Below are 12,161 nucleotides of genomic sequence, written 5' to 3' on the forward strand. Positions count from 1 at the left end.
GCTCACCTGGTTCCAGCCATGAAATCCGAGAGCGCGGCGACGACCAGCCGGTTCGCCTCCTCCGAGCCGATGGTCATCCGCAGTGCGTCCGGCAGGCCATAGCCGCCGACGGCGCGCAGGATCAGCCCGCGCTGGGTCAGAAAGGCATCGGCCTCCTTGGCCGTCCGGCCCGGATCGTGCGGGAAGTGGATCAGGATGAAGTTGCCGACCGAGGGCGTGACCTCGAGGCCGAGCTTCTCGATCTCGGCCGTGGTCCAGGCCAGCCATGCGTCGTTGTGCTCGATCGCGGCCGCGACATGCGCCTCGTCGGCGATGGCGGCCGCACCGGCCTCGATCGCCGCGCCGTTGACGTTGAAGGGGCCGCGGATGCGCTCCAGCGCGTCGACGACATGGGCGGGGCCGCAGAGCCAGCCGATCCGGAGATTGGCGAGGCCATAGATCTTCGAGAAGGTGCGCGTCATCACGACGTTCTCGCTCTCGGCGACGAGTTCGAGGCCCGACGCGTAGTCGTTGCGACGGACGTACTCGGCATAGGCGGCATCGAGCACGAGCAGCACGTGCGGCGGGAGGCCGGCCTGCAGGCGCTTGACCTCGTCGAAGGGCAGGTAGGTCCCGGTCGGGTTGTTGGGATTGGCCAGGAAGACGATCTTCGTCTTCGGCGTCACCGCCGCGAGGATGCCGTCGACATCGGCAGTGTAGTCCTTCTCCGGCACCACGACCGGCTTGCCGCCGGCCGCCAGGATCGCGATGCGGTAGACCAGGAAGCCGTACTGGCTGTAGACGCCCTCGTCGCCCTCGCCGAGATAGGCCTTGGTGACCAGCTCCAGCAATTCATCCGAGCCGTTGCCGCAGATGATGCGGGCCGGATCGAGGCCGTAGCGGCCTGCGATCGCCTGCTTCAGCTTGGTCGAGGAGCCGTCGGGATAGAACTCGAGCTTGCCTGCCAGGCCAGCGAAGGCCTCGACCGCCTTCGGGCTGGGGCCAAGCGGGGTCTCGTTGGAGGAGAGCTTGTGCAGCTTCACCCCGGCCGGCGCATTCGACTTGCCGGGAACATAGGCCTGAATCTCGAGGACACCGGGACGGGGGGTGGGGCGGGAGGCTGCGGACATCGTCTTGGCTTTCGGGTTCCATCCCCGCGCCGTCATCCCGGACGGAGCGAAGCGGAGATCCGGGATCCATGCCGGAACGGTCAGGCATGGATCCCGGGTCTCCCTTCGGTCGCCCGGGATGGCGGCGTCGAGGTGATTCAGAGCAAGGGCATGAGGACTGACGAACGGACGGATTTGACGGCGAAGCGGGCGGCATGGCTGCCGACCTCGGCAAAATCGCTGAGGCCGGCAGGGGCGAGAGCGGACCGGATGACGGCTTGATCGACCTCGCCGGACGCGGCCACCAGCAGCGAAAGATGGGACCCGTCCGCCGCGGAGGCCGAGACCTCGGCGAGATGCTCGGCGAGCCCGTGCCTCAGCGCATCCGACCAGCGCTCGACACGGGCCGCATAAAGCACGATCTCGCGCACCGCCGCGTCGGCAAGCGGCTTGGCGACGCAATAGACCGGCGTGCCGGCCGGATGGTCCGGCCGCTCGATGAAGGGCAGGCGCGCGATGATCTTGGGCGCGTCCGGGCCGATCAGGTCGCGCCACCAGATGCCGGCGCTGGCACCCTGGTCCATGCGGAAGATGCCGAGATCGCCGGCCGATTCCGCGACGGCGCGGATAACGGCGCGCGCATCCTCATGCGGCACGAAGGGCACGGTGAAGCCGAAATGGAACCGGGCGGAATCGCGCATCGCAGGATCGCCGCCGGAGACATCGGCATGAACCGAATAATGCGCCTGCACATAGGTGAAGGTGGCGATGATGATGCGCCAGATGCCCTCGACCGTATCGAGCGGCAGCAGGCCCTTATGGCGCAGCGCCAGCCGCTTCATCATGTCGGCCTCACGGCCGGGACGGAAGGCGGAGCCCGACGCCTGCGTCTTCTTCACGGAGATCAGCGTCTCGATGATCTGCGAGCGCTCCATCAGCAGCGCATGCATCTCGCTGTCGATGCGGTCGATGTCGGCGCGCAGATCGGCAAGGGTCGTTGGGGCGGCTTCGGTCATGGCAGGCGCGCGTTCCGGAGGGGCCACGCTCCTTAGCGCCCCGGCCGCGCCTTGGCAAAGCCGGCTCACGCAGTGCCGCGTTGACAGCGGCGCGCCGGCGCGGCATCGCTAGTTCGATTTTCCGAACGCTTGGACCGGCAAGACAAATACCACCCCGCCGAGACGGACGAGATGAGCGATCTTTCTCCCAGCCTGGCCGACCCGCTGAAAGAGGCCAACGAACCGTCGAGCCTCGTCGCCCGCTTCGGGCCGGAGGCGCCGCTGCTGATGGATTGCGGCGCCGTGCTCGACCGCTGGCAGATCGCCTACCAGACCTATGGCGAGCTGAATGCGGCCAGGTCCAATGCAATCCTGGTCTGCCACGCCCTGACCGGGGACCAGTATGTCGCCAGCCGCAACCCGATCACCGGCAAGGGCGGCTGGTGGACGGCGATGATCGGGCCGGGCAAGCCGATCGACACCGACCGCTACTTCGTCATCTGCGCCAATGTCATCGGCGGCTGCACCGGCACCACCGGCCCGGCCTCGACCAACCCCGAGACCGGCAAGCCCTGGGGCCTCTCCTTTCCGGTCGTGACGATCCGGGACATGGTGCGGGCGCAGGGAGCCCTCATCGATCATCTCGGCATCGAGACGCTGTTCTGCGTCGCCGGCGGCTCGATGGGCGGGATGCAGGTGCTGCAATGGGCGGCAAGCTATCCGGGCCGCGTCTTCTCGGCGCTGCCGCTGGCGACCGGCGCCAAGCATTCGGCGCAGAACATCGCCTTCCACGAGGTCGGGCGTCAAGCCGTGATGGCCGATCCGGAATGGCGCGGCGGGCGCTACCTCGAAGAGGGCACGCGGCCGTCCAAGGGGCTTTCGGTGGCGCGGATGGGGGCGCATATCACCTATCTCTCGGAGCAGGCGCTGCACCGGAAGTTCGGCCGCAAGCTGCAGGACAGGGAGGCACCGACCTTCTCCTTCGATGCGGACTTCCAGGTCGAGAGCTATCTGCGGCATCAGGGGCTCTCCTTCGTCGAGCGCTTCGACGCCAATTCCTATCTCTACGTCACGCGCGCTATGGATTATTTCGACCTCGCGGCCGACCATGATGGCGTGCTCGCGAAGGCCTTCGCCGGGACGAAGACGCGCTTCTGCGTCGCCTCCTTCACCTCGGACTGGCTGTTCCCCACCGCCGACTCGCGGGCGATCGTGCACGCGCTGAACGCCGCCGGCGGGTCGGTCTCCTTCGTAGAACTGGAAAGCGACAAGGGCCACGACGCCTTCCTGCTGGAAGAGCCGAACCTGTTTGCCACGACGCGCGGCTTCATCGGCGCGGCGGCGCGGGCACGGGGGATTTGAGGATGAGCACTTGCCCCAGTCATTCCGGGGCGGCCCGCAGGGCCGAACCCGGAACCCACGACCGGGCGCCCCCTGTTGTGCAGGTGTTTGTCAGTGCGAAGCCCAGTCGTGGGTTTCGGGTTCTTCGCTGCGCGAAGCCCCGGAATGACAAGGTTTGTGCATCATGACCCTCCCCGACCATACCAACCGCATCGACCTCAGGCTCGTCGCCGAGATGGTGCAGCCCGGCACGCGGGTGCTCGATGTCGGCTGCGGCGACGGGGCCCTGCTGGCACTGCTGTCCGAGACCCGCGGCGTCGATGCGCGCGGCATCGAGCTGTCGCGCGAGGGCGTGGCCGATTGCGTGGCGCGGGGACTCTCGGTGATCCAGGGCGACGCCGATACCGATCTGGTCGACTATCCGGACGACAGCTTCGACTACGTCATCCTGTCCCAGACCATCCAGGCGACGCGCAATCCGCGGTTCGTGCTGGAGCAGATGCTGCGGATCGGCCGGCGCGCCATCGTCTCCTTCCCGAATTTCGGGCATTGGCGGATGCGCTCGCAGATATTCTTCCGCGGGCACATGCCGGTGACGGACGCCCTGCCCTATGCCTGGTGGGACACGCCCAACATCCATTTCTGCACGATCCGCGATTTCGTGACGCTGTGCGAGATCGTGGGTGCGCAGAAGGAGCGCGCCGTCGCGCTCGATGCCGCCGGCGGACGCGTCGGGGTCAAGGCGCCCTGGTGGTTCTGGAACCTGTTCGGCGCGCAGGCGGTGTTCCTGCTGAAGCGGGGGTGATCCTTCTCCCTCGGGAGTGAAGGTGGCACGGCGAGCCCGTGACGGATGAGGGAGAGCCCTGTCCGAAACAGGAAAAGGGCCGCTCGCGCGGCCCTTCCCTCATCCGTCTGCTCTGCAGACACCTTATCAATTCAGCGGCACGCCCGCCGGCCGCTTCTCCTTCGCCGCCACGACATCGCCCAGCATCAGCGAGCCCGGGCCGACCGTGACCGGCACGTCCTCGCCGTCCTTGATCTGCCCGGCAAGGATGGCCTCGGCGAGCGGGTCCTGGACCGCCTTCTGGATAACGCGCTTCAGCGGGCGGGCGCCATAGGCCGGGTCGTAGCCCTTCTCCGCCAGCCACTCGCGCGCCTCCTTAGACAGCTCGAGCGTGATCTTGCGATCGGTCAGCAGCTTGGCGAGGCGGGCCATCTGGATATCGACGATCGCGCCCATGTCCTGCCGCCGCAGGCGGTGGAACAGGATGATGTCGTCGATGCGGTTGAGGAATTCCGGCCGGAAGGCCTGGCGCACCACGCCCATCACCTCGTCGCGCACCGCCTCGCTGTCCTGCCCCTCGGGCTGGTTCACCAGATACTCGGACCCAAGGTTCGAGGTCATGATGATCAGCACGTTGCGGAAGTCGACCGTACGGCCCTGCCCGTCGGTGAGGCGCCCGTCATCGAGAACCTGCAGCAGGACGTTGAACACGTCCGGATGCGCCTTCTCGATCTCGTCGAAGAGCACGACCTGATAGGGCCGGCGCCGCACGGCTTCGGTCAGCGCCCCACCCTCCTCGTAGCCGACATAGCCGGGAGGCGCGCCGATCAACCGGGCGACGGAGTGCTTCTCCATGTACTCCGACATGTCGATGCGGATGAGCGCCGAGTCATCGTCGAACAGGAACGAGGCCAGGGCCTTGGTCAGCTCCGTCTTGCCGACGCCGGTGGGGCCGAGGAACATGAACGAGCCGATCGGCCGGTTGGGGTCCTGCAGGCCGGCCCGCGCGCGGCGAACCGCGGTGGAGACAGCCTCGACGGCCTCCTTCTGGCCGACGACGCGGGAGGCCAGAGCCTCCTCCATCTTGAGCAGCTTCTCCTTCTCGCCTTCCAGCATCCTGTCGACCGGCACCCCGGTCCAGCGGCTGACGACCTGCGCGACATGGTCCGGCGTCACCGCCTCCTCGACCATGCCGGTGCCGTCACCCTTCGCCTCGATCTCGGCCAGGGCCCGCTCGAGCTGCGGGATCTCGCCATAGGCGAGCTCGCCGGCGCGCTGGTACTCGCCCTTGCGCTGTGCCTGGGCGAGTTCGTTGCGGGCGTTGTCGAGCTTGGTCTTGAGCTCAGCCGCCGCACCGAGCTTGTCCTTCTCCGCCTTCCACTTGGCGGTGATGGTGTCGGAGCGGGTCTGGAGATCGGCAAGCTCGGATTCGAGCCGCTTCAGCCGCTCCTTCGAGCCGGCATCGCTCTCCTTCTTCAACGCCTCCTGCTCGATCTTGAGGCGCACGATCTCGCGGTCGATCGAATCCAGCTCCTCGGGCTTGGAATCGACCTGCATGCGCAACCGCGCGCTCGCCTCGTCGACGAGGTCGATCGCCTTGTCGGGCAGGAAGCGGTCGGTGATGTAGCGGTTCGAGAGCGTGGCAGCGGACACCAGCGCCGAATCCGTGATGCGGACGCGGTGGTGCTGCTCGTACTTCTCCTTGAGGCCGCGCAGGATCGAGATGGTATCCTCGACCGTGGGCTCATCGACGAAGACCGGCTGGAAGCGCCGCGCCAGCGCGGCGTCCTTCTCGACATATTTGCGGTACTCGTCGAGCGTGGTCGCGCCGACGCAGTGCAGCTCGCCGCGCGCCAGGGCCGGCTTCAGCAGGTTCGACGCGTCCATGGCGCCATCGGTCTTGCCGGCGCCGACGAGGGTGTGCATCTCGTCGATGAACAGGATGACGCCGCCATCAGAGGAAGTGACCTCGGTCAGGATCGCCTTCAGACGCTCCTCGAACTCGCCGCGATATTTCGCGCCGGCGATGAGCGAGCCCATGTCGAGCGCGAGCAGCTGCTTGTCCTTCAGGCTTTCGGGCACGTCGCCATTGACGATACGCAGCGCCAGGCCCTCGGCGATCGCGGTCTTGCCGACGCCGGGCTCGCCGATCAGCACGGGGTTGTTCTTGGTGCGGCGCGAGAGCACCTGGATGGTGCGGCGGATCTCCTCGTCGCGGCCGATGACCGGGTCGAGCTTGCCGTCGCGGGCAGCCGCCGTGAGGTCGCGGGTGTATTTCTTGAGCGCGTCATAGGCCTGCTCGGCACCGGCGGAATCGGCGGTGCGGCCCTTGCGGATCGCCTCAATCGCGGTGTTGAGCGCCTGCGGCGTCACGCCCGCCTTAGCGAGCGCCTTGCCGGCCTCGGTGTCCTTCTCGATCGCGAGCGCGAGCAGCAGCCGCTCCACGGTGACGAAGGAGTCGCCGGCCTTCTCCGCGGCCTTTTCGGCCGTGTCGAAGACACGAGCGAGGCCGGGGGTGAGGTTCAAGCCCCCCGAGCCGCCGGAGACCTTGGGCAGCTTGGCCAGCGCCTGCTCGGTGAGCTGCAGCGCAACGCGCGACTGGCCGCCGGCCCGGTCGATCAGTCCCGCCGCCATGCCTTCGGAATCATCGAGCAGAGCCTTCAGCAGGTGCTCGGCGGTGAATTGCTGGTGGCTTTCGCGCAAGGCGATGGTCTGTGCCGCCTGGAGGAAGCCCTTCGCCCGATCGGTGTATTTCTCGATATTCATGCGTGTCACTCCGCCCGCAGGCACGCCCCGAAGCGACGTTCAGCCCGCTGCCCTTTCAGTCAGGTAGGGCGCCCTCGAGGCCACCCTTCGCTCTGAAGATAGTGTGGCATTCGCGCAACGAAAGGGGGTGCGACGCAATTGACCGAAGCTGCCGCGCAGGCCCAGATCGCGCATGGCCGGGACCAAGCGACAGCAGGCGATTCGCAAGGCGTTGAGGGCGCTCGCGCCAGGCATTCCGCTGTCCGACGCCGAGGCCGTGCTGACACTGGCGGAGCGGCGCCACATGAAGGACCTGCCGCCCTCGACCACGCTCTGGCTCGCGCTCGGCAGCCATGTCCGCCACGTCCACACCGACTACGAGCGGCTGCTCGGCGAAGGCTACGACCGGGACGCCGCGCGTTTCTTCGTTGCCGCCGAGACCGATGCTGTGCTCGCCGGCTGGGGCTGCCAGCGCTCGGTCAGCGACGGCGACGATGCCGAGGATTGATCGAAACCGACACGGAAATTGAACTGCGGCAGCGGCTTTCCCGCGCTATCAAACGCGTCTTGCCACGAAAGGCGGACCGCCGATGCGCATCGAGATGCTCTACCGCTATCCCGTGAAGGGCCTCTCGCCCGAGCGGCTGGACACCGCCGAGCTGACGGCAGGCGGCTATTTTCCGGGTGACAGGCTCTTCGCCATCGAGAACGGGGCCTCGGGCTTCGACCCGGCGGAGCCGGTCCACCAGCCCAAGATCAAATATCTCATGCTGATGCGGGACGAGGCCCTCGCCCGGCTGCGCAGCCGCTACGAGGATGCGCGCGACGAACTTGTCATCCGGCAGGACGACCGGGAGGTGCTGCGGGCCGCAACGGCAACTGAAGAGGGGCGCGCAGCGATCACGCGCTTCTTCCAGGGCTTCATCCCCGATTCGCTGCGCGGCGTGCCGAAGCTGCTGGCCGCGCCGCCGGCCTATCGCTTCACCGATTCCCGCTCCGGCTTCGTCTCGATCATCAACCTCGCGAGCGTCGCCGATCTGGAGCAGCGCATCGGGATGGCGGTCGATCCGCGGCGTTTCCGCGGCAACCTGCTCGTCGGCGGCCTCGATGCCTGGGCCGAGAACGATCTGGTCGGGCAGGACCTCGCCGGGCCGGAAGGCTTGCGGCTGCACGTGATCAAGCGGATCGAGCGCTGCGCGGCGACGAATGTCGACCCCGAGACCGGCGCACGCGACCGGCAAATCCCCAAAGCGCTGATGAAGACTTACGGCCATGTCGATTGCGGCATCTATTGCAGCGTCATCACCGGCGGCAGACTCGTTCCCGGGAGCCTGCTGACTCCGGTCCCAGCCGAAGCGGCGAGCACCTAGCCCAGCAAAAAGGGCCCTTTCGGGCCCTTTTCAAAGTCGCTCATGCCGGGAGCATCAGCTCACTCGGTCGGCCCGTCCGTGTCCGACCCCAGCGCATCCATGACCTCGCGCGGCGAGCGGCGGCGGCGGGTGCGCTTGGGCGCCTCGGCCGAAGCCTCATCGGCGGCCTGGGCCGGGGCGGAAACCGGGGGCTCCGCCGCGACGGGCTCGGCCGGCACGGTGCGCACCGGGTTGGTCAGGAAGGACGGCAGCGCGGACGCGACGTCGTCGGACTCGGGCTCCGGCTGGCGCTCGCGGCGCGGGCGACGCTCCGGGCGCGGGCCGCGCTCGGGACGCTCGAAGCTGCGCTCGCCAATCGCCTGGGGCTGGTTCTGCGGCGCGGTCTCGGCGTTGAAGCCGGCCTCGTCACTACCGCCGACCGGGATATCCGAACGCGGCGCGTCCGGGCGGGGTGCATAGCCGCCCTGCCCCTGCTCCCCATTGCGGTCGAAGCGGCGCTCGCCCCGGTCCTGCTGCGGGTTGCGGTCCTGCTGGGGGTTGCGGTCGAAGCGACGATCGTTGTTGAAGCGCTCGCGGCGGTTCGGGCGGTCGAAACGCTGCCCGCCCTGCTGCTGGCCGTCGAAACCCTCGCCGCCTTCGCCGCGCTGGCCGTTCTCACTGCGCTGGCCGCCCTCGACCCGCTGCCCGCCATGGCCGTTGTAGCCATTGCCGTTCACATGGCCGTTCTGACCGCGGAAATCAGGCTGCGGTCCGGCTCCCGAGGCGAAACCGCCCTGGCCGTCGTCCTCGCCGTCCTCATCGACCTCGTCCTCGACATCGACGAAGGCGCGATTCGGCGGGAAGGTGTGGCCGAACTGCTGGGTCATCTGTTCCTGAGCCGCCAGCAGGATACGGTAATAGTGCTCGGCATGCTGGAAGTAGCTCTCCGAAGCGACCGTGTCGCCCGAAGACTGCGCGTCACGGGCCAGCTGCAAGTATTTCTCGGCGACATTCTGCGCCGTACCCCGAACCTTCACATCCGGTCCGTTGGACTCGTAGCTGCGCTGCAACGGGTTTGGAGATTTGCGATTGCCGTTGTTGTTGTTGCCGTTGTTGTTACGGCCGCGCATACGCCGGTTCTGACCTGGTCTCATTCGCGTCTGTCTCGCGCTTCTTAAATCAAAGCAACCGGGGCGTCGTCATGCGCGTTTCGACATGCGGCGGGTTGCGACGCCGTGTCGGGCTGAGTGAACCTGAAGGGACCTTGCGCCGTTCGTGGTCTTCACGCGCTCTTATTCCAAAGGGGTTTCCAAACCCCAACAGCCGCGGGGCGCCGCCTGCGCCCTTTCTCGATCCGGCGCATCGGATATGTCGTCACGGACAATTGCCCGAAAACGACCTGGCTTGAGCTAACCTACCGATCAATGGGGCTGCCCAAGGCTCCGGCTCCGATGCCGCCAGCTTCGGCTGACTTGGTGCATAGCCGCTTTCGGGCGCTTCTCCAAGCGAAATCGACCGAAAACCTGTGCGTATCTTCAGGCAGGGGCGAAGATCAGCGCGCGCTCGTGCCCTCCGAGATCGTTCCGGCTGCCCTTGAATTCAAGCCCTCCGGCACACATCAGCGCGACGACATCGTCCTTTTGGCCCGCGCCGATCTCGAAGACGACGAAGCCTTCCGGCTTCAGCAGCGCCGGGAGCGTTCGAGCGAAATGGCGATAGGGGGCGAGCCCATCCTCGCCACCATCGAGCGCGAGACGCGGATCGTGATTCTTGACCTCGGGCGCCAGCGTGTCGATCTCGGCGGAGGGGATATAGGGCGGATTGGACACGATCACGTCAAAAGCACCCGCCAGCCCCTTGCTCCAGTCTCCCTGCTGGAAACGGGCACGATCAGCCGCGCCGTTGCGGGCGGCATTTCCCGCGGCGGTCAAGCAGGCCTCATCCGACACGTCGATGCCCAGGCCCCTGGCGCGCGGCAGCTCGCTGAGCAGCGCGATCAGCAGGCAGCCCGTTCCGGTGCCGAGATCCAGGATCGAGAGCGCCTCGCTGCGGCGCGCGCCGATCTGCCGAAGCGCGGCCTCGACGATCGTCTCGCTGTCAGGGCGCGGCTCCAGCGTCGCCGGCGACAGTTGGAAGGTCAGGCCCCAGAATTCACGCTCGCCGATGATACGCCATGTCGGCTCGCCGGCGAGGCGCCTTTGGGCGTAGCGAGAGAGAAGCATGCCCTGCTCCGGCGCGAGGCGGGCGTCAGGATCGAGACCGCGCGTGGCGAGAACGGTCTCCAGCATGATCCGCGCATCGAGCCCGGCGTTTTCAAGGCCCGCGGCAGCGAAGGCCGAAACGAGAAGGCGCCGCGCTTGCCTCACGGTGAGCGCGGCGCCGGATTCGAACATCGCGGGTGCCGAGGCGTCGAGCCTCGGCGAGCCGGCAATCAGTTCCTGCCCGCACCCTGCATCTTGCGGTCCATACAGCCGCGCATCTTGGTGTTGATCGACTTCTTGCTTTCGCGCGAGCCGCTCATTTCCATGCGGCAGGCCTTTCTGGCCTGAGCCTCGGTCATCGAATTCTGCAGCGCGGCCGGCTCCCCGGAAGTCATCTTGCGGAACACGCGCTCCTGCGCCTGCGCGCCGCCGGTTACCGCCAGCGTCATCAGGCCGGCCATCGCGAACATCGAAAAGGTCTTGAGCATTGGAGGGTCCCCCCATGTCTGGTGTCGATGCTTCTTCAACACCGGGACAGCGGTTTTGTTTCACGTCCCGTTGCGTCATGCCGCGCTCTCCGCCAGCAGGGCGGCCTGATGCTCGGCCGTCAGCGCATCGACGATGTCGTCGAGCACCAGGCCCTGCATCATCTCGTCGAGCTTGTAGAGCGTCAGGTTGATGCGGTGGTCGGTGACGCGGCCCTGCGGGAAGTTGTAGGTGCGGATGCGCTCGGAACGGTCGCCGGAGCCGATCTGCGAGCGACGGTCGGCCGACCGCTCGGCGTCGATGCGCTGGCGCTCCATGTCGAAGAGCTTGGCCCGGAGCAGTTCATAGGCGCGCGCCTTGTTCTTGTGCTGGGAGCGCTCGTCCTGAACCAGCACCACGGTGTTGGTCGGGATATGGGTCAGGCGCACGGCCGATTCGGTCTTGTTGACGTGCTGGCCGCCGGCGCCGCCGGAGCGCAGCGTGTCGATGCGGATATCGCCATCGTTCAGCGCGACGTCGACCTCGCTCGCCAGCGGCAGGGTCGCGACGGTCGCAGCGGAGGTATGGATGCGCCCGCTCGCCTCGGTATCCGGCACGCGCTGGACGCGATGGACGCCCGATTCGAACTTCAGCCGGGCATAGACGCCGCGGCCATTGATCTCGGCGATGACCTCCTTGTAGCCGCCGACCGTGCCTTCGCTCTCGGAGAGCACATCGACGCTCCAACCCTTCTGGGCAGCGTAGCGCTGATACATGCGCAGCAGATCGCCGGCGAAGAGCGAAGCCTCGTCACCGCCTGTGCCGGCGCGGATTTCGAGAATGACGCCGCGCTCGTCGGCCGCGTCCCTGGGCAGCAGCGCGATCAGGATCTCGCGGGATTTCGCCTCGAATTCGGCGCGCGCCTCGTCGCGCTCCTCATGGGCAAGCTCGCGCAGTTCCGGATCCGTCGCGGGGTCGTCGATCAGCGCCTGCGCGCCGTCCAGCGTCGCCCGAGCCTGACGCCAGGCGCCGATGGCGGCGACGACGGGATCGAGCTCGGACAGTTCGCGGGCGAGCTCGACGGTGCGGACCGGATCGCTGGCATGGTTGATCTCGTCGGTCGCGGCCGCATGGCGGGCGACGATGCCGTCGAGGCGGTCTTCGGGAAGCTGCAGGGACATGGGTGGGACTCT

General features: G+C 67.4%; 11 protein-coding genes. 4 read left to right on the forward strand and 7 right to left on the reverse strand.

All coding sequences use genetic code 11. The features are described from left to right. Positions 1 to 2 precede the first annotated feature (2 nt). On the reverse strand, positions 3 to 1,109 hold the full coding sequence (gene hisC, locus BW981_RS04505) for a histidinol-phosphate transaminase (protein WP_076436859.1): 1,107 nt from the start codon (positions 1,107 to 1,109) through the stop codon (positions 3 to 5). Positions 1,110 to 1,246: 137 nt separating this feature from the next. After that, positions 1,247 to 2,104 carry a chorismate mutase gene (locus tag BW981_RS04510; protein ID WP_076436513.1) on the reverse strand — a complete coding sequence of 286 codons (858 nt, stop codon included), beginning with the start codon at positions 2,102 to 2,104 and terminating at the stop codon, positions 1,247 to 1,249. A 171-nt stretch (positions 2,105 to 2,275) separates the two neighbouring features. Here BW981_RS04510 and BW981_RS04515 point away from each other — a divergent pair, with 171 nt between their 5' ends. Together BW981_RS04515 and metW are read left to right on the forward strand one after the other, a co-directional pair. Next, positions 2,276 to 3,445 (forward strand): homoserine O-acetyltransferase MetX, encoded by a 1,170-nt coding sequence (locus tag BW981_RS04515; protein ID WP_076436861.1) that lies wholly within the window; start codon positions 2,276 to 2,278, stop codon positions 3,443 to 3,445. Between the two features lie 163 nt (positions 3,446 to 3,608). Continuing rightward, positions 3,609 to 4,229, forward strand: a complete 621-nt coding sequence (gene metW, locus BW981_RS04520) for a methionine biosynthesis protein MetW (protein WP_076436514.1) — start codon at positions 3,609 to 3,611, stop codon at positions 4,227 to 4,229. Between the two features lie 126 nt (positions 4,230 to 4,355). Here the strand turns inward: metW and clpB are convergent, their stop codons facing one another. Continuing rightward, on the reverse strand, positions 4,356 to 6,974 hold the full coding sequence (gene clpB, locus BW981_RS04525) for an ATP-dependent chaperone ClpB (protein WP_076436516.1): 2,619 nt from the start codon (positions 6,972 to 6,974) through the stop codon (positions 4,356 to 4,358). Positions 6,975 to 7,146: 172 nt separating this feature from the next. Here clpB and BW981_RS04530 point away from each other — a divergent pair, with 172 nt between their 5' ends. Beyond that, positions 7,147 to 7,461 (forward strand): DUF2293 domain-containing protein, encoded by a 315-nt coding sequence (locus BW981_RS04530; protein WP_076436517.1) that lies wholly within the window; start codon positions 7,147 to 7,149, stop codon positions 7,459 to 7,461. Between the two features lie 82 nt (positions 7,462 to 7,543). Further along, positions 7,544 to 8,323 carry an MOSC domain-containing protein gene (locus BW981_RS04535; RefSeq protein WP_076436519.1) on the forward strand — a complete coding sequence of 260 codons (780 nt, stop codon included), beginning with the start codon at positions 7,544 to 7,546 and terminating at the stop codon, positions 8,321 to 8,323. A gap of 59 nt (positions 8,324 to 8,382) precedes the next feature. Here BW981_RS04535 and BW981_RS04540 read toward each other — a convergent pair whose 3' ends face one another. The 4 genes from BW981_RS04540 to prfA form a co-directional block, all read right to left on the reverse strand. Continuing rightward, a complete protein-coding gene (locus tag BW981_RS04540) occupies positions 8,383 to 9,432 on the reverse strand; it encodes a DUF4167 domain-containing protein (protein WP_175624036.1) in 1,050 nt (349 codons plus the stop codon). Positions 9,433 to 9,837: 405 nt separating this feature from the next. Then, positions 9,838 to 10,695: a peptide chain release factor N(5)-glutamine methyltransferase gene (gene prmC / locus BW981_RS04545; RefSeq protein ID WP_076436522.1), complete on the reverse strand. Its 858-nt coding sequence runs from the start codon at positions 10,693 to 10,695 to the stop codon at positions 9,838 to 9,840. A gap of 38 nt (positions 10,696 to 10,733) precedes the next feature. Further along, positions 10,734 to 10,991 (reverse strand): hypothetical protein, encoded by a 258-nt coding sequence (locus BW981_RS04550; RefSeq protein WP_076436523.1) that lies wholly within the window; start codon positions 10,989 to 10,991, stop codon positions 10,734 to 10,736. A 75-nt stretch (positions 10,992 to 11,066) separates the two neighbouring features. Further along, on the reverse strand, positions 11,067 to 12,149 hold the full coding sequence (gene prfA / locus BW981_RS04555; RefSeq protein WP_076436524.1) for a peptide chain release factor 1: 1,083 nt from the start codon (positions 12,147 to 12,149) through the stop codon (positions 11,067 to 11,069). Positions 12,150 to 12,161: the final 12 nt, after the last annotated feature.

The sequence above is a fragment of the Allobosea sp. TND4EK4 genome, from assembly GCF_900156025.1.
Classification (GTDB): Bacteria; Pseudomonadota; Alphaproteobacteria; order Rhizobiales; family Beijerinckiaceae; genus Allobosea.

What these genes read in the sequence shown, in the direction of transcription:
- metW (WP_076436514.1), top strand. Translation starts at nt 3,609, where the DNA reads ATGACCCTCCCCGACCATACCAACCGCATCGACCTCAGGCTCGTCGCC.
- BW981_RS04530 (WP_076436517.1), top strand. Translation starts at nt 7,147, where the DNA reads ATGGCCGGGACCAAGCGACAGCAGGCGATTCGCAAGGCGTTGAGGGCG.
- BW981_RS04515 (WP_076436861.1), top strand. Translation starts at nt 2,276, where the DNA reads ATGAGCGATCTTTCTCCCAGCCTGGCCGACCCGCTGAAAGAGGCCAAC.
- prmC (WP_076436522.1), bottom strand. Translation starts at nt 10,695, where the DNA reads ATGTTCGAATCCGGCGCCGCGCTCACCGTGAGGCAAGCGCGGCGCCTT.
- BW981_RS04550 (WP_076436523.1), bottom strand. Translation starts at nt 10,991, where the DNA reads ATGCTCAAGACCTTTTCGATGTTCGCGATGGCCGGCCTGATGACGCTG.
- BW981_RS04510 (WP_076436513.1), bottom strand. Translation starts at nt 2,104, where the DNA reads ATGACCGAAGCCGCCCCAACGACCCTTGCCGATCTGCGCGCCGACATC.
- clpB (WP_076436516.1), bottom strand. Translation starts at nt 6,974, where the DNA reads ATGAATATCGAGAAATACACCGATCGGGCGAAGGGCTTCCTCCAGGCG.
- BW981_RS04535 (WP_076436519.1), top strand. Translation starts at nt 7,544, where the DNA reads ATGCGCATCGAGATGCTCTACCGCTATCCCGTGAAGGGCCTCTCGCCC.
- hisC (WP_076436859.1), bottom strand. Translation starts at nt 1,109, where the DNA reads ATGTCCGCAGCCTCCCGCCCCACCCCCCGTCCCGGTGTCCTCGAGATT.
- BW981_RS04540 (WP_175624036.1), bottom strand. Translation starts at nt 9,432, where the DNA reads ATGCGCGGCCGTAACAACAACGGCAACAACAACAACGGCAATCGCAAA.
- prfA (WP_076436524.1), bottom strand. Translation starts at nt 12,149, where the DNA reads ATGTCCCTGCAGCTTCCCGAAGACCGCCTCGACGGCATCGTCGCCCGC.